Below are 24,696 nucleotides of genomic sequence, written 5' to 3'. Positions count from 1 at the left end.
GGAATCCGCTCATGACCTATGTTGTCACCGAAAACTGTATCGCCTGCAAATACACCGACTGTGTCGAAGTGTGCCCGGTGGACTGTTTCTATGAAGGTGAGAATACATTGGTTATTCACCCGGATGAATGCATCGATTGTGGCGTTTGTGAACCTGAATGCCCGGCAGACGCAATCCGCCCGGATACTGAGCCGGGAATGGAGCAATGGGTCGAGTTCAATCGCAAGTTCTCGGAACAGTGGCCGGTGATTGTGACTAAGAAAGATCCGCTTCCCGACGCTGAAGAGCGCGACGGTGAAGAGGGCAAAATGGAGAAGTATTTCTCTGAAGCGCCCGGCGAAGGCGGCTAAGCGATTCGCGGCTGCAGCCTGACGTCTAGCACGAAGTTCACGAAGTAACTTGTTGAAGGTGCGTGTAATTCGAAAAATTCCCGTAGGGTAAACTTTCGGGTGTCACATTTTTGTGGTATACTCCTGACCTGTATGATGACCGAGATTGGGATGCACTCCGAAAGTATGCTCACTTTGGAGTTCTGAATTTGTGACAGAAACGCCGCCTGACGGGGCTGAGACAGTCCCCGCATGTGGTGCTTTTGTTGTCTGTGTCCCGGTCCGCAAGCAAGGAAAAAACTGAATGACAAAGTCGAAAAAGCTTGAGTTCCGCCCCAACGACTATGTTGTCTACCCCGCCCATGGCGTGGGGCAGATCATCTCGATCGAGGAGCAGGAAGTTGCGGGCTTTTCGCTCGAACTGTTTGTCATCTCATTTGAGAAAGACAAAATGACATTGCGCGTGCCGACCAACAAAGCAACCGAATCCGGCTTGCGGTCGCTAAGCTCGCCCGATGTTATCAGTCAGGCGATGAAGACACTGAAGGGCAAGGCTAAGGTCAAACGCGCTATGTGGTCCCGCCGTGCCCAGGAATATGAACAGAAAATCAACTCGGGCGATCTGATCTCGATTGCTGAAGTTGTCCGCGATTTGCATCGCACCGACGATCAGCGCGAGCAGAGCTATTCCGAGCGTCAGCTTTATGAAGCCGCGCTAGAGCGTCTGACCCGAGAGGTCGCAGCCGTGTCCGGTGCTGGCGAAGTTTCGGCCGCGAAGCAGGTGGACGAAGTCCTGACCTCGCGCGCAGCTTGATCGTGCCAAAGAACTGCCTGAGGCCGCTCCTAACGGGGCGGCCTTTATCGTGGCTTGGTGATTTGTGCAACTGCCGTTAATTTCACTTTAGATGCAGCACGATACAGGGCGGATATGAAGCAAACGGTGAAATACCTGTATATCGGGCATGACCCGATTTCGGTCTGGTTTCGCTACGGCCTAATCCTGTTCGACATTGTGTCGATCATCTTCTTCGTCGCCACCGCTCATTTTCCTCACGGGCCGGGCGTCACGGTCGCAAGCCTGCTGATTGGTTTTCTGATTTTGCTGGATTTCTCAGCGCGGCTTTGGATCGCCAAGGACCGTTGGAAGTTGTTGCGCCAGATTTACACGCTGGCGGATATCGTTGTTATCGTATCCCTGGTGCTTGATCCGTTCCTGACTGGCAATCTTGCGTTTTTACGGATCTTGCGCGCCTTGCGGTTGATCCATTCCTACCACTTGCTGCGGGACTTACGACGCGACAGCAATTTCTTCCGCACCCACGAAGACGCGGTGATCGCCGCCATTAACCTCATGGTTTTTGTCTTTGCAACTTCGACCGCCGTTCTGGTGTTCTTTATTCCCGCAGATTCGAAAACGCCGTATATCGACGCGCTCTATTTCACCATGGCGACCCTGACGACCACCGGGTTTGGCGATATCACCTTGCCCACTCCAGGCGGCAAACTGTTTTCGGTCTTCATCATGGTGGTCGGCGTAGCTCTCTTTGTCCGGCTGGCGCAGGCTATCTTCATGCCTCAGAAAGTCCGTCACAAATGCCCAAGCTGCGGTTTGTTCCGGCATGATCCTGATGCCGTGCATTGCAAACACTGCGGTGCCACTTTGCGGATCGAAACCGGAGGTGCGTCTTAAATCAAAGCGACGCAGGTCAGCAGAAAGGTAATTTCGGAGACCAATTGAGTGGCCCCCAGAATGTCACCGGTCTGACCACCAATTTTTGCCTTGGCGATAAGGGCAATGACTGCTGTACTGGCTGCTGCAAATACCACAGCAATGACAGCGCCTGCGCCCAGAAAGAGAAGGGCGAGTGCTGCGGCCAACCCCAGTGCTGCTATAACGGAGGCCACTTGGGGCGTACCGACAGAACGGCTCAGGCCCGACGTACGCGCTAGTGGTAATCCGGTCATCACTACAGGCATCAAGCCCCTTGAAACGATGCATGCGGACAGGATCGCCCCCACCGCTCCGGCGGTCAGCAAAGCAGAGATGGCCGAGATCCGAACCAGTTGAGACAGGATCAGGGCAAGTACGCCGTAAGTCCCGATATGGCTGTCCTTCATGATCTCCAAGCGCCGTTCGCGGGTAAATCCACCCCAGAGGCCATCGAACATGTCGGCAAGGCCGTCCTCGTGCATAGCGCCGGTTGTGGCGATCAGTGCGGCCATGAGCAGACCGGCAGACGCCATGACAGGCAGCCCCAATGCAAGCGCGCTCCACCCCACAAGGCAGGCAAGCCCTCCGACGATCAGACCCACAAAGGGAAAAGCCCAGACCGACTGAGCTTGCCGTGAGAAAACCGGATCAGGCAAACGCGGCACGGGCAGGCGGGTGAGAAGCACCAGCGCCAGCGGAATATCCATCAGAGAAAAGAGTTTCGTGTCGTTTTTATGCACGCCCGTGCCTTTCGGGGTCTTGTTGGATTCAGTGCTTCGGTTAAACACACAGGACCACTCTGATGCAATGAGGCTTTCATGCTGCCTGAACTGAATGATTTGAATGCGTTCCGCGCTGCACTGTCGGCGGCTCCGGGCCCGGATGCCGCTGCGGTGCAAGGCGCGAGCGAGCGTAACGGACAACTGACCAAACCCCCCGGTGCACTTGGCCGGCTTGAGGACTTGGCGATCTGGTATGCGGGATGGCGCGGGGATGCGCGTCCGCAGATCTCAGCCCCTCAGGTCATCGTCTTTGCCGGAAACCACGGTGTCACCGCGCAGGGCGTATCGGCCTTCCCGCCGGAAGTCACCGTGCAGATGGTTATGAACTTTGAACATGGCGGTGCGGCGATCAATCAGTTGGCCAAGGCGGCGGGCGCAACAATGAATGTGCACGGGTTGGATCTGGACAAGCCGACAGCGGATTTCACGCAGGCTCCGGCCATGAGTGAAGATGAATTGCTGAGCGCCTTGCGCACCGGCTGGCAGGCCGTTGATCCGCAGGCCGATCTGCTGGTTGTGGGTGAGATGGGTATCGGCAACACAACCCCGGCTGCGGCCATCGCCTGCGCGCTGTTTGGCGGGGATGCAGAGGATTGGACCGGTCGCGGGACCGGCGTGGATGACGCGGGTCTTGCCAACAAAACCCGCGTTGTGGCTGAGGGTGTGGCGAAACATTCCTCAGAGGACGGCCTTGAGGTTCTGCGCTGCCTGGGAGGGCGCGAGATCGCCGCGATGGCCGGGGCGATTGCCGCCGCGCGCGTGCTGCGCATTCCGGTTATTCTGGACGGTTTCATTTGTACTGCCGCCGCAGCTTGCCTTTGGAAACTGTCAGACAGCGCGCTGGATCATGCGATTGCAGGGCACCAAAGCGCGGAAGCGGCGCATGGGGCCGTATTGTCAAAGCTTGGCAAGGACCCGTTGCTGAGCCTTGGTCTGCGTCTGGGCGAAGGCTCTGGCGGGGCGCTGGCGATCAACATTCTCAAAAGCGCAGTGGCGTGCCATTCTGGTATGGCAACATTCGCCGAAGCGGGCGTATCTGACGGCTAAGGTTTTGCCTGACCCAGGGTTTGATCTGGGTCAGGCAGATTTCTTTGCGTGTTCTTCCGCCAATTCAAGCAATGCGGTTTCCAGATCCTTTTCCAGCTTCTGAGCGCGCTCGATGTATTTCTTGTTCTCGGCTGTTGGCATTCCGGGAACCCAGAGCTCGGCCAGATCACGGACTGACGTCCGGTCGTGGTGATAAAAGGTCTGTTCGGCCTGCGCGGCCTCGTATTCACTCAGTCCAATGTTCTCCAGAACATAACGCCCTGCGCGAAGCGAGCTGTCGAACAGTTCGCGGACAATGTCGTTGGCCCCCGCCTGATACAGCTCGTACACGTGGGTCCGGTCGCGGGCTCGGGCGATAATGTGCAGGTCGGGGCGCTGCCGTCTGGCATACCCAACCAGCCGCGTCACCTGCTTGTGGTCGTCCATTGCCGCCACAAGAACCGACGCTTTTTCCAACCCTGCAGCGCGTAGCAATTCGGGGCGCGTTGGGTCGCCCAAAAAGCCTTTAACCCCAAACCTGCGCATCAATTGAACGGTTTCAATGTCGTGGTCCAGAACCACTGTTTTGAAGCCGCTGGCGCGTACCAGCCGGTTCACGATCTGACCAAACCGTCCGATGCCAGCAATGATCACAGGGCCTTTTTCGTCAATCTCGTCGGGTTCGGGATCTTTGGCGGTGTCGCCTATTTTCCGAGACAGAAGATCATAGATGATGAACAGAAGGGGGGTGATCAGCATGGTCAGGGCAATGATCATCAGCAGTTTCTGTGACAGATCAGGTGGGATAACGTTCTGCTGCGTGGAAAAGGCCAGCAGCACAAATCCAAATTCACCGGCCTGCGCCAACCCAAGCGTGAATAGCCAATGGTCGCGCCCGCGTAGTTTAAAGGCTTTGCCGACTAGAAACAGGATGATCCCTTTTGCAAGGATCACAAGCAGTGCCAAGCCGATCAGGTCCAGCGGGTCATCGAAGAAATAGGCAACGTCGATCCCGGCCCCAACCGTGATAAAGAACAGCCCAAGAAACAGCCCTTTGAACGGTTCAAGGTCGCTTTCCATTTCATGGCGAAATTCTGAACTGGCCAGCACGACGCCCGCCAGAAACGCGCCCAATGCGGGCGACAGTCCAACAAGCGTCATCAGGAAAGAAATACCGACCACAATCATAAGCGCCAAAGCGGTATACATCTCGCGCAGGCGCGTCGCGTGGATAAACCGAAAGAGAGGGCGGGTAAGATAGACGCCCGCCAGAATAACAAAAGCAATTGCGCCAAGCGTGACCAGAGTGACGGCCCAACCCGGCAAACCTTCGACCAGCGAAAGGCTGTGATGGCCCGCTGCGTGCAGATCACCAGCCCCCCGATCAATCGATCCATCTGCTTCGATATGAGGCATCGCGGGTAAAGCCAGCAGCGGCAATAGCGCCAGGATCGGAATAACTGCAATGTCTTGTGTCAGAAGTACCGAAAACGTGGCTCGCCCACCATTTGTCTGCATAAGACCCTTTTCTGACAGGGTCTGCAGGACGATTGCAGTCGATGACAGTGACAGGGTCAATCCGACCGCCAACGCGACAGACCATGGGTGGTTTGCGTACATGGCTACTGCAGCAATCGCGGCAGTCGACAGCACAACCTGAAGGCCGCCCAGGCCCAATAACCGATCTCGCATGTCCCAAAGGGCACGAGGTTCAAGCTCCAGCCCGATCAGGAACAGCATCATCACAACACCGAATTCGGCGACATGTTGAAGGTTTTCCGTTTCGGCCCCAACCAGCCCCAACACTGGCCCGATGATGATCCCGGCGGCCAAATAGCCCAGTACCGACCCCAGCCCCAGCCTTGCGGACAGAGGCACCGCGATCACAGCCGCAGCCAGATAGATCGAAGCCTGATATAGAAAATCGTCCATTTGTCTCCTCGTGAGCCCGGTCAGGTGGGCAGGGGGGCGTCGCGTTTCAGTTGGTCCATGACTATCTGGCTTTGGACTCGGGCAACAGCAGGATGCGGCAGGATGACCTGATGGAGCAAGCTGTTGAGCGCGGAAAGATCGTCGCAATAGACATGTAACAGGTAATCTGCCTCTCCTGTCATCGTCCAGGCGCTGGTAATTTCGGGGCGGGTATCGACCATGCGGGCAAAGCTTTGGGATTGTTCGGGGCCATGTGTACCCAAATGAACCTGAACAAATCCTTGCACCTGCAAACCAAGCTTCAGCGGATCGAGCCGGGCGGCATAGCCCGTGATGTAGCCTTCGGCCTCAAGCCGTTGTCGGCGTCGACCTGCCTGGCTGGGGGAGAGGTTCAGCATCTCACCCAGTTGATGCGCGGTCAGATGCGCGTCCTTTTGCAGGGCAGATAGAAGACGTTTGTCAGTAGCATCCAACACGTGCGGAAGAATCCCGGTTTCTTTGAAATTCATGCGCGTTTTGCGCGTATACTATGAGTTTACACGAAAACAATGCGCAGAAACAGCGTCTGGAAAGTCATATTTTTGAATCAGCAATAAATTTCCTGTCTTCAAAGGAGACGCGCCATGGGTCCTTTCCCGCATAACGCCCCGAAATCTGTGATCAGTGAAGAAAACCCCGCCGGGACCGACGGGTTTGAGTTTGTTGAGTTTGCTCATCCCGAACCGCAGGAACTGCGCGATCTGTTCGCCAAGATGGGCTTCGATCGGGTGGCCCGTCACAAGGACAAGCCGCTGGTCGAACTTTGGCAGCAAGGGGATGTCACCTATATCCTGAATGCCGATCCGGACAGCTTCGCGGATAAATTTGTGGCCGAGCACGGTCCATGTGCCCCGTCGATGGGGTGGCGTGTTGTCGACGCACAGAAGGCGTATGATCACGCTGTATCGAAGGGCGCCGAACCTTATGATGCAGCAGACAAAACGCTGGATGTTCCAGCGATCAAGGGTATCGGCGGGTCGCTGATCTATTTCATCGATCAGTATTACGATACGTCGCCCTACAATCAGGAATTCGAGTGGATCAAGGAATCCAAGCCGCGTGGTGAGGGATTCTATTACCTCGATCACCTGACCCACAATGTCTACAAGGGCAACATGGACAAATGGTTCAAGTTCTACGGTGACTTGTTCAACTTCCGCGAAATTCGTTTTTTCGACATTCAGGGCAAGTTCACAGGGCTGTTCAGCCGCGCCTTGACGTCACCTTGTGGCCGTATCCGAATTCCGATCAACGAAGACCGCGGCGAGACCGGGCAGATTGTGTCGTACCTCAAGAAGTACAAGGGTGAAGGGATTCAACACATCGCTGTGGGCAGCGAAGACATCTATGCCTCAACCGACGCGATTGCCGAGAATGGTTTGAAGTTCATGCCCGGCCCGAACCGCGCCTATTACGAGATGTCGAAAGATCGCGTAACGGATCATGACGAGCCGTTGGATCACATGATGAAGCACGGCATCCTGATCGACGGTGAGGGTGTCGTGGATGGCGGCGAAACCCGCATTCTGCTTCAGATCTTCTCAAAGACCGTGATCGGCCCGATCTTCTTTGAGTTTATCCAGCGCAAAGGGGATGACGGTTTTGGCGAGGGCAATTTCCAGGCCCTGTTCGAATCCATCGAACGTGAGCAGATCGAAAGCGGCGAAATCTCTGCCGCCTGACATTTTCGCGAAACGCCGGGGTAATCTCCGGCGTTTTTCTCCCTACTAGCGATCAGCTGCGGGGCATCGAAAGCGTCACGTTGCGGCCCTTTTTCTGATAGCGCAGTTCGCTGTCACTGATGGCGATGACCTTGCCGCCGTCAATGCGATCCCCGACTTTCAATTTCTTGTAACGACCGCTGGGCAAGCGCACCAAGGCGCGACGATTGGCAGGCGTGCCATAGACCCCGATCAGGTTCAGCTTGCGCAGGTTGATGGCGTTGTCGATTGTCGCCTGTCGGGCCACTGACGCGGTTGACGGGATCTTGGGCGCAACGGCTTTGGGCTGAAATGATCCCGCGTCGTCAGAGTTTTCTACCAATGCCGCAGTTGATGCCAAAGTGGACGGCTTCGCAACGGTCGGTCTGGCAGCAACCAGTCCTGCCGGTCGCGCCTTGGGGCGGGGGACGCGCATAATGTCCAGCTCGGCGACAGGTACTTCGACCTCTTCTGGGGCTTCCAGGCCCGCAGGGCGCGCTTTGGGTCGTTTTCCAGCAAGTTCCTCCAGCGACTGGCCGCCAAGCTGCTGACGTTCAAACGTCTCTTCAAGGTTTTCTGGGCGCGGTCTAGGGCGTAGCCCCGCCAGCCTTTCGTCGACCTCTTCAACAACAGGTTCTTCCTCGAACCGCAGCGGAGCTTGCGGTGGCACCTTGGATGGACGACCCAAATAGACTGTGATGCCTTCCGGGTTCAAAGCACCTTCAGGCGTGGCGACAACAAGCCCCCGATCATCCAGATCGAACCGCGTGCCTGCAGCACTGGGCAATCCCTCTTGGCTGAACGGCGCGTCCGTGTCGAAGCTTGATGCAGGCGGCAATGCCACAGCATCATTGGACAGATCAGATTTGTCGATTGACGTCAGATAAAGGTCTTCCGGCTCAACGGCTTCAGGCTCTTGCAGGGGTGCGGGAGGCGTTACGTCAACTCCTGTTTCCGCAAGGACCTCCTTTGGAGCTTCCGGGTCTTGAGCAATCGGCTCGACCGGTGTTGGCGCGACTTTGAGCGCCTCAAGGATCGCTGCATCCGTAGGAGATAGCTCGGGCTGCTCGCGGGCCTCGTCAACTTGTGGCTCCGGGGACGCGCTTTGCTGGGGATCGACGGCTGCTATTTCGGGCGTCGAATCAACGACGGGCTCCGGCTCCGATACAGCCGACTCAAATGGGTTTGGCTGAGCTTGTTCGGTCTGTTCCTCGGCCTGTTCTAAAGCCGGTTCGGCGAGGGGGCTCTGCTCGGGCTCGACTGTCGCAACCTCGGGCAACGGATCAGCGGGGGCCTCGGGCTGCGGCTCTGATACGTCCGGAGCAATCGGGGTCAGCGCGGCTTGCTCTGGCGGCTCAGAGGGGCCCGAGGCCAGCCACGCGCCAAATACGCCGCCAAGCAAAACCACGGCGGCAAAGGCGGGAATGGCAAAGCGCCTTGAGGCAGGTTGAGCTGTGGCACGTGCGGCCGGGGATACGTCCGGCGCGCGGAACGTATCCGGTGCCGCTTTGCCCGCAATGGGATGAGCTGGCAGATCGGAAGCGTCATCTTCTTGTGGCGGATCCGTTTCTATAGTTTCCGAGCGCTGCGTCTTAAGGGACGGCTCAGGTTGATCGGGCTGCTCTGTAAACACAGGCTCTCGCGGGAAAGTGCTTGCACTTTCTTCCGTGGTAAACACTGTCGGCACAAAACCATGACCCACGGCGAAGGTCCGCGCTTCGGCCAATGTCTCTTTGGCTACGGCGGCGACATGGGTTGTGCCGCCGGTGGTCTGGCCGTCATAGCTGAGGTCGGACAGAGCGTAAGGGGTCGCATCGGCCAGCGCCGCTTCAATCCGAGCCGTCCGGTCCGCGTCAGGCAAATCATCTGTTTCGACGTCCAGAAAGCGCACCTGATCAGGTGGCAATACGATCTTGCAGCTCAGGTCATTTTCCAGCGCAAATGCTTTTTCCCGCAACGCCTGCATTTGCTCGGGCAAATCCTGCGCGTCCAATGGAATCGAGCCAATGACGTACCAATCCCCCTCCGATTGGTGGTGCAGAAAGATTCCGGTTGTTGAAAAAGACAGCGCAAAGGCAGGTTTCATAATCCGGAGGAACCATAATTATCAGCGTCAATGCAAACGACTTTGTGTTCGCAGACCGACAATAAAGCAGGAACCCGCCGAGGGAAAGAAAAAGGCTGGGTCTGCTCTTGCATGACAATGGGGCGGCAACCCATTTTGAGACGGAGTAAATTGGAGTGATAACCTTGAAGACATTCGCTTTTCTGGCTGCGATGATGGCAGCAACAGCCGCAGGCGCAGCCCATGCGGAAGAACGTCGCATCACCGTGGATGCCACCGGAACGGTGCAAGCTGCGCCCGACATGGCGACGATCACGCTGGGTGTGACCAACGAAAACGCTGAGGCCAGAGCGGCCATGCAGGCAACGTCGGATGCGGTTGCTAAAGTCCTGGCGCGGTTGGCCGATATGGGCATCGAAGACCGCGATGTTCAGACCCGTGATTTGTCATTGTCACCGGTTTGGTCGGGGCGGCATGGGCAGAATGGGGAAAAGCCCGAGATCACAGGGTTTACCGCGTCGAACCGAGTGTTTGTGCGGGTTCGCGATCTGACACAGTTGGGAACGATCATGGATGCAGTCATTCAGGATGGTGCCAATGATTTCGGCGGGCTGAGCTTTGGTGTGCAGGATCCCAAACCGCTTGAGGCGCAGGCCCGTGCGCAAGCTGTTGGAGAAGCCACTGCGAAGGCCGAGCAGTTGGCGCAGGCGGCGGGTGTCACGCTTGGCCCGGTCCAGACAATCTCGGAACGTGTGGCCGGTGTCCGCCCGATGGCCGAGATGCGCGCCATGAGCATGGCGGATGCAGGCGGGGTTCCTGTTGCAGGCGGAGAGGTCTCAGTCTCGGTCAGTGTCTCGATGGAATTCGAGATTTCGGACTAAGATCAAGCTTTTACACGGGCCATCAGCGGTTTGCGTTGTTGGCCCGCAGCGTCGAAATTGTCCGGTGAAAGCCAGGCTTCGAACGCATCCCGAATGCGCGGCCATTCGCTGTCGATGATTGAATACCACGCAGTATCCCGGTTGCGCCCTTTGTAATGGGTCGCTTGCCTGAAAATCCCCTCAAAGGTAAAGCCCAGCCGCTCTGCCGCGCTGCACGATGGCGCATTCAGAGAATCACATTTCCATTCATAGCGGCGATAGCCCAACTCATCGAACACGCGTCTCATCATCAAATACATGACTTCGGTCGATTGCGGTTTGCGCTGCAACAGGGGCGAGAAGTGGATATGCCCCACCTCTATTGCGCCTGCAGCGGGCTCGATCCTCAGGTATGAGGCCATACCTATCGGTACGTCATTGCCGTCCAGTACGGTGTGAAACATCGGGTCCGCATCCATGCAGGTGGCGCGGGCCCAATCTTCGAACGCAGGCTCGTTGTCGAAAGGGCCGTAGGGCAGATACGTCCAGTTGCGACCATCCCTGTCATTGGCAAACGCCCGGAAAAGTCCGGGCGCGTGCCTGTTCACGTCCAAAGGCACGACAGAACAGTACCGTCCTTCCATCGGAGTATACGGCGGGCTCGGGCGTGGAAACTCGCCCGAAACCGGCAGGCCGATGGGCTGGCCAAGGTCGTTAGTGTCGTGCTCGGCCATCGTCAGGCGCTGGCCTTGGCCAGAGCTTGATCCAGATCGGCGATCAGGTCGTTCACATCCTCGATCCCGATGGACATGCGCACAACACCCGGACCTGCACCTGCAGCTTCTTGTTGTTCCGGCGTCAGCTGACGGTGGGTGGTCGAGGCCGAGTGGATAATCAACGAGCGCGCATCGCCCAGGTTGGCCACATGGCTGAAGATTTCCAGCGCGTTGACCAGCTTGATGCAAGCGTCATAGCCACCTTTAACGGCAAAGGTGAACAGCGCACCGGCACCGCGTTTGTATTGCGACTTGACCCGGTCGTGATAGGGCGACGAGGGCAGACCCGCATAGGTGACGTATTCCACGCGATCATCCGCTTCCAGCCAGGCCGCGATCTTCTGGGCGTTCTCAACGTGGCGTTCCATCCGCAGTGAAAGGGTTTCGATCCCCATCAGCGTATAATGCGCGGCTTGCGGGTTCATGGTCATACCCAGATCACGCAGACCGATGGCGACGCCGTGGAAGGTGAAGGCCAGCGGGCCAAATGTTTCGTGGAACTTCAGGCCGTGATAGGCGGGCTCGGGTTCGCTGAGCGAGGGGAACTTGTGATTTGCTGACCAGTCAAACTTGCCCGAATCCACGATGCAGCCGCCGGTCACGGTACCGTTGCCGGTCAGATATTTGGTGGTCGAGTGCACAACCAGCGTCGCACCGTGTTCAATGGGTCGGCACAGATAGGGAGTGGCCGAGGTGTTGTCGACGATCAGCGGAATGCCCGCCGCATCAGCAACGTCCGCTAAGGCGCGGATATCAGTGACATACCCCCCGGGGTTGGCGATGGATTCACAGAACACAGCACGGGTGTTTTCGTCGATGGCGTCCTTCACCGCGTCCAGATCGTCGGTGTCGACAAACTTGGCCGACCAGCCAAAGCGTTTGATCGTCTGGCTGAATTGCGTGACCGTTCCACCGTACAGTCGGGTCGAGGCAACAACGTTGCAGCCCGGTCCCATCAAAGGGAACAGCGCCATGATCTGCGCTGCGTGACCGGACGAGCAGCACACGGCCCCAACGCCGCCTTCAAGCGTCGCCACACGTTCCTGCAAAACGGCGACGGTTGGGTTGGTCAGGCGGGAATAGATGAAGCCCACTTCTTGCAGGTTGAACAGGGCCGCCGCGTGATCGGCATCGCGAAACACATAAGCTGTGGTCTGATAGATAGGTGTCTGGCGCGCTCCGGTCGCCGGGTCGGGGCGGGCGCCCGCGTGAATCTGCAGCGTGTCGAAACCGTAGGTGGGGCCGTCAGACATCTTGAAAATCTCCTGTTGGAATTTGTGCTGCTGAATCTTTAGGTGAATGCGCGCTTGCGCACAACGATCCTGTCAGCGCAGCCAAAGCCCTTTGCTTTTGATCGTGTTGCGAATGGCCTGTTCGCGCCGCGGCAGGTTGTCCTGATCAAACAGGGCGCGAATTTTCGCGCCTTTCCCCTGCAGGACCAGCTTTTTCAGCGGATCATATTGCTTGAGCACCTTCTTGACCTTGTTCGGTGCCACAACGGTTTCCAAAACGTCGATCACATGATCGCTTTCACGGGCGTAGAGCAGGGGGAACAGGCGGTAGTGACAACTGACAGAGCCGTCGAGCAAACCGTCGGGCAGCGCATCCCGACCTCCTCCCAACGAATGTACCACAAGGGGCAGAGCGGCCTGATCCAGCCATGGATCCAGGTTCTGGCCCGTCAGTTCGGGAATGTGCGCGTCTCGGATCGTTCTAGCATAGTCCAGATATCGTTCGCCAAAAACCCTGGGGCAATTGAAAAAGAAATAGCCCGCGTTGAAATACAGATATCGCCGCCAGTAATCATGCGGTTGGCTAGTATCCAATGAGCTTTCGAAATCCAGCCCGAACCGCTGGTACAGCGCGCGCCAGATGCCATCGAAGCCAGGGCCGTAGAGTGTTGGCTTTGGCCATGTTCCTTCAACCTTCAGCGACGCGCCGGGGCGGTCGAAATCAAAAGGTACGCGTGCGATGTCTCCGGTGATCAATGTATCGGTGTCAAAGAACACAAACGGCTCGCCCTCTGGCAAGGCCAACAGAGCCTCGATCTTGTTGCCGTAAGGATAGCTTTCACCAAAGACATGCGAGTCGAATGGCAGAACTTCGGCGTCCAACTGTTTCAGCGCCTTTAGAACTTCTTCGTCCTGAATGCTGGGGTTTTGACTCCAACGCGGCCCCGGGTTGGGCGTGGCCACAAACAGCTTGCCTTCAAATTGCGGTGAGCTGTGACGCAACGATGCGGCAAACAACAGGGCCTCGTACTGCAGGCGGTTGTTTTGCCCGACAACAGCGATGTTAAATTTCTGTGGATTTGCCTGCATCTGCGCCCGTTCCCGATAGGTGCGCGACCCTGCACCCTTCGTCCCGGAGTACAACACCTGACCCGAGCCGTCAAAAGCCGAAAATTTGCAATTCCAGCATAAGATCCCATTTCTATCACGGTCGTTAGATGAAAGGGGCGAACATGCGGATCAACGCGGATTTCACGAAACGGGTTGCGGTTCATTTTGACCAAACCGAATGGGTTGCGTCCCCGGCCGCAGGGGTCGAGCGGAAAATGCTGGATCGCATCGGCGAAGAGGTCGCCCGCGCTACGACTATTGTCCGCTTTGCACCCGGCAGCGCGTTTTCTGCACATACGCATGATGGTGGAGAGGAGTATCTGGTTCTTGACGGTGTTTTTCAGGATGAAACCGGGGACTTTCCTGTTGGAAGTTATGTGCGCAACCCGCCAACGTCGTCTCATACCCCATCTGCCGCTCAAGGGGCGACCATTCTGGTCAAGCTCCACCAGTTCGATCCGCAAGATCGGACCGAGGTGCACAAGTCTGTGAACGGTGAGGCTGATCTGCATTTGTTCAAAGACGATCATGAAGATGTTCACGTGCAAAGTTGGGCTGCTTGGGAAAAGATCGAATTGGACGCAGGCGAGGGGATGGAGGCTTTTGTCATCGCCGGTGGCTTTTCCGAGGGCGGCGAACACTTTGCCAAATGGGACTGGTTGCGCCTGCCGCCGGGTACGCGAACACAGGCGATTGCAGGGCCGGATGGCGCACGGGTTTGGACCAAATCCGGCCATCTAAGCAAAATGATCTGAGGGTTTTCGCCTCAAAATTATGCAAAACCATAGGAAACCGGGTCTTTTGGCCCGGTTTTTCAATTTTTTGACCATTTGATAAATTTTACCAATTGATAAAATATTTTTTTGTGGCAAGCTGAGGTCATAACAAACATATCTACAGGGAGTAGAGTGATGGCACAGGGCCAGATGGCACCCGGCATCGTTGCTGGGCGGCTTTCCAGCGATGAGCTGACCTCGAATTTCACCGATCTGCATCCGCCACTGGCCCCGCATGAGGCCGCCGTTGCCGCTGATCGATGCTATTTCTGCTACGACGCACCATGCGTGACCGCGTGTCCGACGGATATCGATATTCCGCTGTTCATTCGCCAGATACAGGCGGGACAGCCACAATCGGCAGGGCGGACTATCCTGGAACAGAATATTCTGGGCGGTATGTGCGCTCGGGTCTGTCCAACCGAAACCCTTTGCGAAGAAGCCTGTGTGCGCGAAGCTGCAGAAGGCAAGCCGGTTGAGATCGGACGCCTGCAACGTTTTGCGACCGATGACATCATGGCCTCTGGCGCGCATCCGTTCGAAAGGGCGGCGCCTACGGGCAAGACTGTTGCTGTTGTTGGGGCAGGACCTGCCGGTTTGGCCTGCGCGCACCGTCTGGCCATGTTAGGCCATGACGTCGTGATCCACGAAAGCAAGCCCAAGCCGGGCGGCCTGAACGAATATGGGATCGCCGCTTACAAATCGACCAACGATTTTGCACAGGCCGAGGTGGACTGGCTGCTGAAAATCGGCGGGATTGCGATCGAGACCGGATCGGTGCTGGGTGACAGTATCTCGCTGGATGGTCTGCTTGAGAATTATGACGCCGTATTCCTGTCCATCGGCCTGGCTGGGGTGAACGCCCTGCGCGCAGGGGGTGTCGACAAGGATGGCGTGCGTGCCGCTGTTGATTTCATCTCGGACGTGCGGCAAGCCAGCGATCTTTCGCATCTACCTGTTGGGCGGAATGTCGTTGTCATCGGCGGCGGCATGACGGCTGTGGATGCTGCTGTGAAATCCAAGTTGCTGGGCGCGGAACACGTTACAATTGCCTACCGCCGCGGCCGCGACGCCATGGGGGCAAGCCGCTATGAGCAGGACCTTGCGGCCTCGCACGGCGTTCGGATTCTGACCAATGTGCAGCCGGTGGCCGTGCATGGAAACGGAACTGCTGCCGAGATCGAACTGGAATACACCTCCAGCCAGAACGGTCAGCTTACGGGCACCGGAGAGACGATTCGTTTGTCAGCAGATCAGGTGCTCAAAGCCATCGGTCAGACGCTGGATGGCGCACCCGAAGGGCTTTCGCTTGACGGCAATAAGATTGCTGTCACCGGGGCCGGGCGCACCTCAATGTCGGGTGTCTGGGCTGGTGGGGACTGTGCGGCAGGGGGCGAAGACCTGACCGTAACCGCAGTTGCCGAAGGCCGGGATGCGGCGATGGACATCCACGCGACGCTCGTTTCGTGATAGGGTGGGGTATTCACCCCATTCCTTTCGCTGTTGAGGTATTCCCATGTCCCAGATCGAACAAGCTGTTGCTCAACACTATACCACCGGTGCCCTGACCGAACGCGTCCGCGCGGCGCTTGAGGCCAGCGGTATTGACCCGGACGCGGCCACCGTTGCTGATCTAAAAGCAGGGGACGAGTTCCACACGGGCGGCGTTGTGGCAACCGACAACCTGTTTGCGCAACTGTCGCCGACCCATGCGACGCGTGTTCTGGATGTGGGATGCGGGATCGGGGGCACTTCGCGTTACATCGTGGATCGTTATGACTCGATGGTAACCGGGGTCGATCTGACACCCGAATTTGTGGAAACGGCCACCGCGTTGAGCGATCTGGTCGGGCATTCGGAAAAGGCCACTTTTCATGTGGGCAGTGCCTTGGACATGCCTGTGCCAGATGCGGGGTTTGACCTGGCTGTCATGATGCATGTGGGCATGAACATCGAAGACAAGGCCGGACTGTTTGCGGAAGTGTCGCGGGCGCTGGCCACGGGCGGAACCTTTGCCCTGTTCGATGTCATGGGCGGAGACGTCGATGAACCCCTGGCTTTCCCGCTTCCCTGGTCCACGTTGCCAGAGACGTCCTTCGTTCACGCACCGGATGTTTACAAAGACGCAGCAGAAGCGGCGGCGCTGGAACTTGAGACTGAAACCGACCGCACCGATTTCGCGATACAGTTCTTCGAAGATGTCTTTGCCAAGATCGCCGAGAGCGGCCCCGCGCCGCTGGGGATTCATCTGATGATGGGCGAGACGGCGCCCGAGAAATTCCAAAACTACGTCACAAACCTCAAGGCCGGGCGCATTCGCCCGACCGAAATGATATTCAAGAAATCCGGCTGAGCCGGGAAGGGAGAAGCCATGGCCGATCTGACGACAAACTTTCTGGGCATTTCCAGCCCTAATCCCTACTGGCTGGCCTCTGCGCCGCCGACCGACAAGGAATACAACGTTCGCCGCGCCTTCGAGGCCGGATGGGGCGGTGTGGTTTGGAAAACGTTAGGGTCTGAGGGCCCTCCGGTCGTGAACGTGAACGGCCCGCGCTATGGCGCGATATACGGCGCGGATCGGCGGTTGCTTGGCCTGAACAACATCGAGTTGATCACAGACCGGCCACTGGAAGTGAACCTTGAAGAAATGGCGCGGGTCAAGGCCGATTACCCGGATCGCGCGCTGATCGCTTCGATCATGGTGCCGTGCGAGGAAGCGGCCTGGAAGGCCATCCTGCCACGCGTTGCCGAAACCGGCGCGGATGGGATCGAACTGAACTTTGGCTGCCCGCACGGTATGAGCGAGCGCGGCATGGGCTCGGCCGTTGGGCAGGTGCCGGAATACATCGAAATGGTGACGCGGTGGTGTAAGCAGTACTACGACCGCCCGGTCATCGTGAAGCTGACGCCCAACATCACCGATATCCGTAAACCTGCAGCTGCGGCAAGGAACGGTGGCGCGGACGCCGTGTCGCTGATCAACACGATCAACTCGATCACCAGCGTCAACCTGGATACGTTCAGCCCCGAACCCTCAATCGACGGCAAGGGCAGCCATGGTGGTTATTGTGGTCCCGCAGTGAAACCGATTGCCCTGTCGATGGTGTCCGAGATCGCACGGGCCGAGGCAACGCATGGTCTGCCGATTTCCGGTATTGGCGGCGTCACCACATGGCGCGACGCGGCCGAGTTCATCTCATTGGGTTGTGGCACGGTGCAGGTTTGTACCGCTGCGATGACCTATGGCTTCAAGATCATCGACGAATTGACCGCCGGTCTGTCCGAATGGATGGATGAAAAAGGATACAGCAGCATCGACGAAGTAATCGGTCGTGCCGTGCCCAACGTCACCGACTGGCAGTATCTGAACCTGAACTACATCGCCAAGGCTAAGATCGATCAGGACCAGTGCATCAAATGTGGTCGCTGTTATGCGGCGTGTGAAGACACCAGCCACCAGGCGATTTCGATGTCGGAGGACCGCGTTTTCGAGGTGATCGACGAGGAATGCGTGGCGTGCAACCTGTGCGTCGACGTGTGCCCGGTTGAAGACTGTATCTCGATGGTGCCGATGGCACCGGGTGAGGTGGATCCGCGCACAGGTAAAGAGGTGCAGCCGACCTATGCGAACTGGACGACGCATCCGAACAATCCGATGGCCAAGGCGGCCGAATGAACCGATTTGGAAAGATCATCAAGGGGCCGTTCTTGCGGCCCCTTTTTTCAAGGGGTCAAAAGCTTTCGGTACAGGGTGTCCACAAAAGGGTCGGCACCTTCAAACGGATCCTCTTCCCCCAAGATCGCACGCACCTGAACTTCGAAATCTGCGTAGTGCTGGGTTAGCGCCCAAATCGAAAACATCAGGTGATAGGGGTGCACCCGCGCGATTTTGCCCTGATCCATCCAGCGCGTCAGGATCACGGTTTTTTCGTCAACCAGTTCCTTGAGATCCTTGGACAAAGCCTCGTGGATACGCGGCGCGCCCTGCACCAGTTCATTGGCAAAAAGGCGGCTTTCGCGTGGTAACTCCTGACTCATTTGCAGCTTGCGCCGAATATAGGCCAGGATTTCCTCCATCGGATCGCCATCCTGGTCCAGATCGTGCAAGGGGGCCAGCCAGGTTTCCAGAAGGCCGGACAGCAGCTCGGTGTGGATCGCCTCTTTCGACGGGAAGTAATACAATAGGTTTGGTTTGCTCAGTCCTGCCTCTGCGGCAATCTGATCCACGGTCGATCCACGAAACCCGTGGGCTGAAAACACGTTCAGGGCGGCCTCGAGGATCGCAGCACGGTTCTTTTTCTGAATGCGAGTCGGTGCGCGGTCTTTCGGCATGTTTTCAGCGTGTCTCTTTTTTCGACTATAGGCGCGGAATTCAGTGAAAATTCAAGCTGTGCCGCGCAATTTCTTGACTGATCTCGAACCCGTGATAGCGTGAGTTTGACCAGATGGTCAAATCAAGACACCAAAAGCGAGCCAAATCGCAAGCAAACAGGGAAGATGAACATGGCAGCTCCGGCGCAGAATCTCAGGATCAATGGCGACAGGTTGTGGGACAGCCTGATGGAGATGGCCAAGATTGGGCCTGGCGTTGCCGGTGGCAACAACCGCCAAACCCTGACGGATGAGGACGCAGAAGGCCGCGCCCTGTTCCAGAAATGGTGCGAAGAAGCGGGCTGTTCCATGGGCTTGGACCAGATGGGTAACATGTTCGCCCACCGCGAAGGGGCGGACCCTGACGCGTTGCCGGTTTATGTCGGATCGCATCTGGATACGCAGCCAACGGGCGGGAAGTACGATGGTGTCTTGGGCGTTTTGGGGGGGCTGGAAATCATCCGGACCCTCAATGATCTTGGGATCAAAACAAAGCACCCGATCGTGGCGACCAATTGGACCAATGAAGAGGGCACGCGATATGCGCCCGCCATGCTGTCTTCGGGGGTGTTCGCGGGAATGCACACTCAGGATTGGGCGTATGAACGCGAGGATGCCGAGGGCAAGAAGTTCGGAGATGAGCTGAACCGCATCGGCTGGCGTGGCGATGAAGAAGTTGGCGCACGGAAAATGCACGCGTTCTTTGAGCTGCATATCGAACAAGGCCCGATATTGGAGGCTGAAGGTAAGGATATTGGTGTTGTCACGCACGGCCAGGGGCTGAGCTGGACTCAGATCACGGTGACCGGCAAGGATGCCCATACCGGGTCAACCCCGATGCCGATGCGAAAAAATGCCGGTCTGGCAATGGCGCGCATTCTGGAGAAAGTGGACGAGATCGCCTGGTCTCATGCGCCTCATGCGGTGGGTGCGGCTGGTCATATCGATGTCTATCCGAACTCACGCAACGTGATCCCGGGCAAGGTGGTATTCACGGTCGATTTCCGCTCGCCCGAACTGGACGTCATCACTGATATGGAAAACCGCCTGAAGGTGGCGGCTGAGGATATCGTTGAAGACATGGGCCTGCAGATCGAATTCGAAAAAGTCGGTGGGTTCGATCCGGTGAAATTCGATGATGACTGTGTGTCCGCCGTACGCAACGCGGCTGAGCGGTTGGGCTATTCGCATACGGACATCATCTCGGGTGCGGGGCATGACGCCTGTTGGATCAACCGCGTGGCGCCAACCGCGATGATCATGTGCCCATGCGTGGATGGTTTGAGCCACAATGAGGCTGAAGAGATCAGTAAGGACTGGGCGGCAGCCGGGGCGGATGTTCTGTTGCACGCGGTCGTCGAGACGGCTGAGATCGTGGAATAGGGGGCTCTGCCCCCGTCGCCCGATGGGCGACTCCCCCGAGGTATTTTTAGCCAGATGAAGCAAGCGGCGCAGACCGCATCAGGGAGTTTGAAATGAGCACAGTTATCAAGAACGGAACCGTCGTAACTGCGGATTTGTCGTACAAAGCGGACGTCCTGATCGAAGGTGGCGTGATCACCGAGATTGGGATGGATCTGAAGGGTGACAAAGAGTTGGACGCCACCGGTTGTTATGTGATGCCGGGCGGGATCGATCCTCATACACACTTGGAGATGCCCTTTATGGGCACGTACTCCAGCGACGATTTCGAAAGCGGCACGCGCGCGGCTTTGGCTGGTGGCACGACAATGGTTGTGGACTTTGCGCTGCCCAACCCGGGGGAAAGCTTGCTTGATGCGTTGAAACGCTGGGACAACAAATCGACGCGGGCGAATTGTGATTATTCGTTCCATATGGCGGTTACGTGGTGGGGCGAGCAGGTGTTCAACGACATCAAGACCGTGATTGAGACGCGGGGCATCAACACCTTTAAGCACTTCATGGCCTATAAAGGCGCACTGATGGTGAATGATGATGAGCTGTTTGCGTCGTTCAAACGGCTAGCTGAGTTGGGTGGAACCGCAATGGTCCATGCCGAAAACGGCGATGTCGTGGCCGAGTTGAGCGCCAAGCTTTTGGCTGAAGGCAATACCGGGCCAGAGGCGCACGCCTATTCCCGTCCGCCGCAGGTAGAAGGCGAGGCGACGAACCGGGCCATCATGATTGCGGATATGGCAGGCGTTCCTCTTTATGTGGTGCATACGTCTTGCGAAGAGGCGCATGAAGCCATTCGTCGCGCCAAGATGCAGGGCAAGCGGGTATGGGGCGAGCCCCTGATCCAGCATCTGACTCTGGATGAGAGCGAGTATTTCCATCACGACTGGGAACACGCTGCGCGGCGGGTCATGAGCCCTCCGTTCCGCAACAAGCAACATCAGGACAGCCTGTGGAACGGTTTGCAATCTGGAACGCTGAGCGTTGTGGCGACGGACCATTGTGCGTTTACGACTGAGCAAAAGCGCTATGGCGTTGGGGATTTCACCAAGATTCCGAACGGGACCGGAGGGTTGGAAGACCGAATGCCCATGCTGTGGACCTATGGTGTGAATACGGGGCGACTGACGCCGAACGAATTTGTCGCTGTTACATCAACAAACATCGCCAAGATATTGAACTGCTATCCTAAAAAAGGATCCGTCCTGGTCGGCGCTGATGCCGATCTGGTGGTTTGGGATCCAAACAAGGCCAAGGTGATTTCGGCTGAGACGCAGCAGTCATCGATCGACTACAACGTCTTTGAGGGCAAAGAAGTGCGCGGGTTGCCGCGGTTCACGCTGACCCGTGGCGTGGTCGCGGTGCATGATGGTGAGGTCAAAACTCAGGAGGGTCACGGGAAGTTTGTGGCGCGTGAGGCGAACACGCATGTACACAAGGCGCTGAGCACCTGGAAAGAACTCACTGCGCCAAGACCGGTCGAACGGACGGGTATCCCGGCAACCGGGGTTTGATCAGTGTGGGCTGCTGTGCGGGCAGCCCTGACACCACTCTTTTCAAGGCACTAGAATGAATACTGAAAGCACGACCCAGCCCGTCATCGAGGCAAGGCAGTTGGACCTGACGTTCCAGACCAACGATGGGCCCGTTCACGCACTGAAGGACGTGAACCTGACAATTGACAAGGGCGATTTTGTCAGCTTCATCGGACCTTCTGGTTGCGGCAAAACTACATTTCTGCGCTGTATCGCTGCGTTGGAAACCCCGACAGGTGGAACGCTGACGGTGAATGGAATGACCCCAGATGAGGCGCGACGGAACCGGGCCTATGGGTATGTGTTTCAGGCGGCGGGTCTGTACCCCTGGCGGACCATTGCAAAGAACATCAAGCTGCCGCTTGAGATCATGGGCTATTCGGCTGCTGAGCAGGAAGAGCAGGTTAAGAACGTTCTGAAACTTGTTGATCTTGAAGGGTTTGGTGGCAAGTTCCCTTGGCAACTTTCAGGTGGTATGCAACAGCGGGCCAGCATTGCACGGGCTCTTGCCTTTGATGCCGATATCCTGCTGATGGATGAACCCTTTGGCGCTTTGGATGAAATCGTACGCGATCACCTGAACGAACAGCTTCTGGCGCTTTGGGCGCGGACCGAGAAGACGATTGGGTTCGTGACGCACTCGATCCCTGAAGCCGTATACCTGAGCACCAAAATCGTGGTGATGAGCCCAAGGCCCGGCCGGATCACCGATGTGATTGACAGCCCGCTGCCCAAGGAACGGCCATTGGACATTCGGGACACGCCGGAGTTCATCGAAGTGGCCCACCGCGTGCGCGATGGCTTGAGGGCAGGGCATTCTTATGACGATTGAACTGAACGCAGAAAAGATCCGGCGTGCTGTGCCAGATGACGTGAAGGCCTGTGCCACGGTCGTGCACAATTGGGCCAGGCAAACGGATTGGATGCCCGAGGAACTGCCGGTGGAAGAACTCTCGACCATGATCGGTGATGCGTTCAACCGCCGTGAAATCTGGGTCGCTGGTGATCCGGTTGATTGTTATATGTCAGTAGATCCCGCGCTCAATAAAATCGGAGCGTTGTATTGTGGTCGGACGGGACAAGGCATTGGCAAGCGCTTTGTCGACAAGGCAAAAGAGGGCAGAAATTTTCTCTGGCTGACAACGCACAGACCCAACACCGCAGCGCAACGCTTTTATCGCCGCGAAGGGTTTGAGGTGACCGCGGAAGAACCTCCTGTACCTCCTGACACCGTGCCTGTCTTTCGGATGGAGTGGCACGCATGAAGCAGTTCTTATCTGTCATGACTGTGTTGCTTGCCATCGCCGTGCTTTGGTACCTGGCGGTGGCACCAATGAACATCCGTGTCTCTCTGGATCAGGCAGAACGTGCCGGAGAAACGGTAACTCCCGAAGCCTCTCGGGATCGTCAGCAGGTCTCGGTCTGGGTTCTGATGGCGCAAAACCCGTCGCAAATCCAACGCGGCTATGATCTGGATCGCCCACGCTTGCCGACGCCGGTGCAGGTGGGGCAGGAGTTGTGGAAGACAACCGGCGAGATGGTGATGAAAGGCCGGGCGATGTCGAAACGGTCCTTGATCTACCACGGCTGGATTACACTTCAATCCACGCTTTGGGGTTTTGTTCTGGGAACAGCTGTTGGCATTCTGGGGGCCGTGGCTATCGTTTACTCTCGCGTAGTGGATATGAGCTTGATGCCCTGGGCGATCATCAGCCAGACCGTGCCAATCGTGGCGCTGGCCCCCATGATCATTGTACTAAGCTCGCAGTTGGGGATCGAAGGGCGTGGGGTGCCGAAGGCGATTATCTCGGCTTATCTGTGCTACTTCCCAGTGCTGGTTGGGATGGTCAAAGGCCTGAGGTCTCCGGCTGTATCGCAGCTCGATCTGCTCAAGACCTACAACGCGACCGGGTTGCAGGCGTTTCTGAAGCTGCGCCTGCCATCTTCGGTGCCGTATCTCTTTACCTCGCTGAAGGTCGGCATAGCAGCAGCACTGGTTGGAACAATTGTGGGTGAGCTGCCAACAGGTGCGATCTCGGGGCTGGGAGCCCGGATACTGATTGGGGATCAGTTTGGCACACCACTGGCCATTTGGGCGGCGTTGTTTGCGGCGGCCATTCTGGCGGGCATCTTGGTGACTTTGCTGGATGTTCTTCAAAGGGTCACCCTTAAACGCATGGGGATGAGCGCATGAGCTGGCTTGTCTTTGCACTGATTTTCTGGGCCGGCGCATGGGCGTTGAATGCTTGGTTAGCGCGTTCGATCTATCGCGACTCCAAAGGTGTGCGCGTCTTTGTGCCCGTATTGTTTGGTGTAACGCTGCTGATCTTGTGGGAAGGGGCAGTACGTGGCCTGAATGTCTCGCCTGTCATCCTTCCGCCGCCTTCGATGGTCGCGCAAACCTTTGCGAATTCGACGGATATTCTGTGGCAGGACTTCAAGCAGACCGTGTTCAAAGGTGCCTTTACCGGTTTTGCCATCGGCAGTGTTGCCGCGTTCCTGACTGCCGTCTTGATTGACCGATCCGTCTTCTTGACCCGGGGGTTGTTGCCCATCGGCAATTTTGTGGCTGCATTGCCCATCGTGGGCATCGCCCCCATTTTGGTCAGCTGGTTCGGGTTCGATTGGCAATCCAAGGCGGCAGTTGTCGTTGTGATGGTATTCTTCCCGATCCTTGTGAACACCGTGCAGGGCCTGCGCGAAGCAGATGCCATGCAGCGCGACCTGATGCGCACCTATGCGGCCAGCTACACTCAAACACTTATCAAACTGCGCCTGCCAGCAGCGATGCCTTTTATATTCAACGGCCTCAAGATCGCCACGACGCTGGCGCTCATCGGGGCTATCGTGGCCGAGTATTTCGGATCGCCTACACGCGGTATGGGGTTCAGAATCTCGACCGGCGTGGGCAGCTTGTCGATTGACCTCGTCTGGGCAGAAATCGCGGTGGCGGCATTGGCCGGAACCGTGTTCTATTCCCTCGTGGCAGGGCTCGAAAAGGTGGTAACCTTCTGGCACCCTTCCCAACGCGGATAA

At 57.3% G+C, this 24,696-nt stretch carries 24 protein-coding genes; 16 read left to right on the top strand and 8 right to left on the bottom strand.

Going from position 1 to position 24,696, the window contains the following annotated elements:
- The first annotated feature begins 11 nt into the window (after positions 1-11).
- The 3 genes from fdxA to GS646_RS09585 all read left to right on the top strand — a co-directional run bounded on the left by fdxA (position 12) and on the right by GS646_RS09585 (position 2,019).
- The gene (gene fdxA, locus GS646_RS09595; protein WP_074735041.1) at positions 12-350 is read left to right on the top strand and encodes a ferredoxin FdxA; all 339 of its coding nucleotides are present in this window, start codon (positions 12-14) and stop codon (positions 348-350) included.
- A 283-nt stretch (positions 351-633) separates the two neighbouring features.
- Positions 634-1,143, top strand: a complete 510-nt coding sequence (locus tag GS646_RS09590) for a CarD family transcriptional regulator (protein ID WP_171089457.1) — start codon at positions 634-636, stop codon at positions 1,141-1,143.
- Between the two features lie 114 nt (positions 1,144-1,257).
- Positions 1,258-2,019 (top strand): ion channel, encoded by a 762-nt coding sequence (locus tag GS646_RS09585; RefSeq protein WP_171182776.1) that lies wholly within the window; start codon positions 1,258-1,260, stop codon positions 2,017-2,019.
- On the opposite strand, the gene cobS is transcribed toward GS646_RS09585, so the two are convergent.
- Positions 2,016-2,780 (bottom strand): adenosylcobinamide-GDP ribazoletransferase, encoded by a 765-nt coding sequence (gene cobS, locus GS646_RS09580; RefSeq protein WP_371732065.1) that lies wholly within the window; start codon positions 2,778-2,780, stop codon positions 2,016-2,018. The two genes, GS646_RS09585 and cobS, sit on opposite strands and share 4 nt — an antisense overlap.
- 78 nt (positions 2,781-2,858) lie before the next feature.
- Between cobS and cobT the strand changes: the two genes are divergently transcribed.
- Complete coding sequence (gene cobT, locus GS646_RS09575; RefSeq protein ID WP_171182777.1) at positions 2,859-3,869, top strand: nicotinate-nucleotide--dimethylbenzimidazole phosphoribosyltransferase; 1,011 nt, start codon at positions 2,859-2,861, stop codon at positions 3,867-3,869.
- 30 nt (positions 3,870-3,899) lie between these two features.
- Here the strand turns inward: cobT and GS646_RS09570 are convergent, their stop codons facing one another.
- Both GS646_RS09570 and GS646_RS09565 read right to left on the bottom strand, forming a co-directional pair.
- A complete protein-coding gene (locus GS646_RS09570) occupies positions 3,900-5,780 on the bottom strand; it encodes a monovalent cation:proton antiporter-2 (CPA2) family protein (protein ID WP_171089464.1) in 1,881 nt (626 codons plus the stop codon).
- Positions 5,781-5,800: 20 nt separating this feature from the next.
- Positions 5,801-6,256, bottom strand: coding sequence for an Lrp/AsnC family transcriptional regulator (locus tag GS646_RS09565; RefSeq protein ID WP_171091132.1), 456 nt, complete (start codon positions 6,254-6,256; stop codon positions 5,801-5,803).
- A gap of 147 nt (positions 6,257-6,403) precedes the next feature.
- Here GS646_RS09565 and hppD point away from each other — a divergent pair, with 147 nt between their 5' ends.
- Positions 6,404-7,501 carry a 4-hydroxyphenylpyruvate dioxygenase gene (gene hppD, locus GS646_RS09560; RefSeq protein ID WP_171646819.1) on the top strand — a complete coding sequence of 366 codons (1,098 nt, stop codon included), beginning with the start codon at positions 6,404-6,406 and terminating at the stop codon, positions 7,499-7,501.
- 52 nt (positions 7,502-7,553) lie between these two features.
- Here hppD and GS646_RS09555 read toward each other — a convergent pair whose 3' ends face one another.
- The gene (locus tag GS646_RS09555) at positions 7,554-9,605 is read right to left on the bottom strand and encodes a hypothetical protein (RefSeq protein ID WP_171646821.1); all 2,052 of its coding nucleotides are present in this window, start codon (positions 9,603-9,605) and stop codon (positions 7,554-7,556) included.
- Between the two features lie 155 nt (positions 9,606-9,760).
- On the opposite strand from GS646_RS09555, the gene GS646_RS09550 reads away from it, so the two are divergent.
- Complete coding sequence (locus tag GS646_RS09550; protein WP_371732064.1) at positions 9,761-10,465, top strand: SIMPL domain-containing protein; 705 nt, start codon at positions 9,761-9,763, stop codon at positions 10,463-10,465.
- A gap of 2 nt (positions 10,466-10,467) precedes the next feature.
- On the opposite strand, the gene GS646_RS09545 is transcribed toward GS646_RS09550, so the two are convergent.
- From GS646_RS09545 to GS646_RS09535, 3 genes are all read right to left on the bottom strand, one after another.
- On the bottom strand, positions 10,468-11,178 hold the full coding sequence (locus GS646_RS09545; protein WP_171646825.1) for a GNAT family N-acetyltransferase: 711 nt from the start codon (positions 11,176-11,178) through the stop codon (positions 10,468-10,470).
- 2 nt (positions 11,179-11,180) lie between these two features.
- A complete protein-coding gene (locus tag GS646_RS09540; protein ID WP_171646827.1) occupies positions 11,181-12,473 on the bottom strand; it encodes an O-acetylhomoserine aminocarboxypropyltransferase/cysteine synthase family protein in 1,293 nt (430 codons plus the stop codon).
- Between the two features lie 72 nt (positions 12,474-12,545).
- Positions 12,546-13,541: a hypothetical protein gene (locus GS646_RS09535; protein WP_171646829.1), complete on the bottom strand. Its 996-nt coding sequence runs from the start codon at positions 13,539-13,541 to the stop codon at positions 12,546-12,548.
- Between the two features lie 143 nt (positions 13,542-13,684).
- On the opposite strand from GS646_RS09535, the gene GS646_RS09530 reads away from it, so the two are divergent.
- The 4 genes from GS646_RS09530 (at position 13,685) to preA (ending at position 18,014) form a co-directional block, all read left to right on the top strand.
- Complete coding sequence (locus GS646_RS09530; RefSeq protein ID WP_171182783.1) at positions 13,685-14,317, top strand: cupin domain-containing protein; 633 nt, start codon at positions 13,685-13,687, stop codon at positions 14,315-14,317.
- A gap of 156 nt (positions 14,318-14,473) precedes the next feature.
- Positions 14,474-15,808, top strand: coding sequence for an NAD(P)-dependent oxidoreductase (locus GS646_RS09525; RefSeq protein WP_171182784.1), 1,335 nt, complete (start codon positions 14,474-14,476; stop codon positions 15,806-15,808).
- Positions 15,809-15,854: 46 nt separating this feature from the next.
- Positions 15,855-16,691, top strand: a complete 837-nt coding sequence (locus GS646_RS09520; protein WP_171646831.1) for a methyltransferase domain-containing protein — start codon at positions 15,855-15,857, stop codon at positions 16,689-16,691.
- 18 nt (positions 16,692-16,709) lie between these two features.
- Positions 16,710-18,014: an NAD-dependent dihydropyrimidine dehydrogenase subunit PreA gene (preA, locus tag GS646_RS09515; RefSeq protein WP_171182787.1), complete on the top strand. Its 1,305-nt coding sequence runs from the start codon at positions 16,710-16,712 to the stop codon at positions 18,012-18,014.
- Between the two features lie 47 nt (positions 18,015-18,061).
- Here preA and GS646_RS09510 read toward each other — a convergent pair whose 3' ends face one another.
- Positions 18,062-18,670, bottom strand: a complete 609-nt coding sequence (locus GS646_RS09510; RefSeq protein WP_171089482.1) for a TetR family transcriptional regulator C-terminal domain-containing protein — start codon at positions 18,668-18,670, stop codon at positions 18,062-18,064.
- Between the two features lie 171 nt (positions 18,671-18,841).
- Between GS646_RS09510 and GS646_RS09505 the strand changes: the two genes are divergently transcribed.
- From GS646_RS09505 to GS646_RS09480, 6 genes are all read left to right on the top strand, one after another.
- Positions 18,842-20,092 carry a Zn-dependent hydrolase gene (locus GS646_RS09505; protein ID WP_171182789.1) on the top strand — a complete coding sequence of 417 codons (1,251 nt, stop codon included), beginning with the start codon at positions 18,842-18,844 and terminating at the stop codon, positions 20,090-20,092.
- 92 nt (positions 20,093-20,184) lie between these two features.
- The gene (hydA, locus tag GS646_RS09500; RefSeq protein WP_171646833.1) at positions 20,185-21,639 is read left to right on the top strand and encodes a dihydropyrimidinase; all 1,455 of its coding nucleotides are present in this window, start codon (positions 20,185-20,187) and stop codon (positions 21,637-21,639) included.
- Positions 21,640-21,694: 55 nt separating this feature from the next.
- Positions 21,695-22,492: an ABC transporter ATP-binding protein gene (locus GS646_RS09495; RefSeq protein ID WP_171182793.1), complete on the top strand. Its 798-nt coding sequence runs from the start codon at positions 21,695-21,697 to the stop codon at positions 22,490-22,492.
- Positions 22,482-22,925 carry a GNAT family N-acetyltransferase gene (locus GS646_RS09490; RefSeq protein ID WP_253746380.1) on the top strand — a complete coding sequence of 148 codons (444 nt, stop codon included), beginning with the start codon at positions 22,482-22,484 and terminating at the stop codon, positions 22,923-22,925. Before GS646_RS09495 ends, GS646_RS09490 begins: the two co-directional genes overlap by 11 nt.
- Positions 22,922-23,854 carry an ABC transporter permease gene (locus GS646_RS09485; protein WP_171182795.1) on the top strand — a complete coding sequence of 311 codons (933 nt, stop codon included), beginning with the start codon at positions 22,922-22,924 and terminating at the stop codon, positions 23,852-23,854. The genes GS646_RS09490 and GS646_RS09485 overlap by 4 nt, the downstream gene beginning before the upstream one ends.
- Positions 23,851-24,696: an ABC transporter permease gene (locus GS646_RS09480; RefSeq protein ID WP_171182797.1), complete on the top strand. Its 846-nt coding sequence runs from the start codon at positions 23,851-23,853 to the stop codon at positions 24,694-24,696. Before GS646_RS09485 ends, GS646_RS09480 begins: the two co-directional genes overlap by 4 nt.

It is taken from the genome of Ruegeria sp. HKCCD4315, from assembly GCF_013112245.1.
Lineage (GTDB): Bacteria > Pseudomonadota > Alphaproteobacteria > Rhodobacterales > Rhodobacteraceae > Ruegeria.
This window is presented reverse-complemented; position numbering and strand designations above follow the sequence as displayed.

What these genes read in the sequence shown, in the direction of transcription:
- fdxA (WP_074735041.1), top strand. Translation starts at nt 12, where the DNA reads ATGACCTATGTTGTCACCGAAAACTGTATCGCCTGCAAATACACCGAC.
- GS646_RS09590 (WP_171089457.1), top strand. Translation starts at nt 634, where the DNA reads ATGACAAAGTCGAAAAAGCTTGAGTTCCGCCCCAACGACTATGTTGTC.
- GS646_RS09585 (WP_171182776.1), top strand. Translation starts at nt 1,258, where the DNA reads ATGAAGCAAACGGTGAAATACCTGTATATCGGGCATGACCCGATTTCG.
- cobT (WP_171182777.1), top strand. Translation starts at nt 2,859, where the DNA reads ATGCTGCCTGAACTGAATGATTTGAATGCGTTCCGCGCTGCACTGTCG.
- GS646_RS09570 (WP_171089464.1), bottom strand. Translation starts at nt 5,780, where the DNA reads ATGGACGATTTTCTATATCAGGCTTCGATCTATCTGGCTGCGGCTGTG.
- hppD (WP_171646819.1), top strand. Translation starts at nt 6,404, where the DNA reads ATGGGTCCTTTCCCGCATAACGCCCCGAAATCTGTGATCAGTGAAGAA.
- GS646_RS09555 (WP_171646821.1), bottom strand. Translation starts at nt 9,605, where the DNA reads ATGAAACCTGCCTTTGCGCTGTCTTTTTCAACAACCGGAATCTTTCTG.
- GS646_RS09545 (WP_171646825.1), bottom strand. Translation starts at nt 11,178, where the DNA reads ATGGCCGAGCACGACACTAACGACCTTGGCCAGCCCATCGGCCTGCCG.
- GS646_RS09540 (WP_171646827.1), bottom strand. Translation starts at nt 12,473, where the DNA reads ATGTCTGACGGCCCCACCTACGGTTTCGACACGCTGCAGATTCACGCG.
- GS646_RS09535 (WP_171646829.1), bottom strand. Translation starts at nt 13,541, where the DNA reads ATGCAGGCAAATCCACAGAAATTTAACATCGCTGTTGTCGGGCAAAAC.
- GS646_RS09530 (WP_171182783.1), top strand. Translation starts at nt 13,685, where the DNA reads ATGCGGATCAACGCGGATTTCACGAAACGGGTTGCGGTTCATTTTGAC.
- GS646_RS09525 (WP_171182784.1), top strand. Translation starts at nt 14,474, where the DNA reads ATGGCACAGGGCCAGATGGCACCCGGCATCGTTGCTGGGCGGCTTTCC.
- GS646_RS09520 (WP_171646831.1), top strand. Translation starts at nt 15,855, where the DNA reads ATGTCCCAGATCGAACAAGCTGTTGCTCAACACTATACCACCGGTGCC.
- preA (WP_171182787.1), top strand. Translation starts at nt 16,710, where the DNA reads ATGGCCGATCTGACGACAAACTTTCTGGGCATTTCCAGCCCTAATCCC.
- GS646_RS09510 (WP_171089482.1), bottom strand. Translation starts at nt 18,670, where the DNA reads ATGCCGAAAGACCGCGCACCGACTCGCATTCAGAAAAAGAACCGTGCT.
- GS646_RS09505 (WP_171182789.1), top strand. Translation starts at nt 18,842, where the DNA reads ATGGCAGCTCCGGCGCAGAATCTCAGGATCAATGGCGACAGGTTGTGG.
- hydA (WP_171646833.1), top strand. Translation starts at nt 20,185, where the DNA reads ATGAGCACAGTTATCAAGAACGGAACCGTCGTAACTGCGGATTTGTCG.
- GS646_RS09495 (WP_171182793.1), top strand. Translation starts at nt 21,695, where the DNA reads ATGAATACTGAAAGCACGACCCAGCCCGTCATCGAGGCAAGGCAGTTG.
- GS646_RS09490 (WP_253746380.1), top strand. Translation starts at nt 22,482, where the DNA reads ATGACGATTGAACTGAACGCAGAAAAGATCCGGCGTGCTGTGCCAGAT.
- GS646_RS09485 (WP_171182795.1), top strand. Translation starts at nt 22,922, where the DNA reads ATGAAGCAGTTCTTATCTGTCATGACTGTGTTGCTTGCCATCGCCGTG.
- GS646_RS09480 (WP_171182797.1), top strand. Translation starts at nt 23,851, where the DNA reads ATGAGCTGGCTTGTCTTTGCACTGATTTTCTGGGCCGGCGCATGGGCG.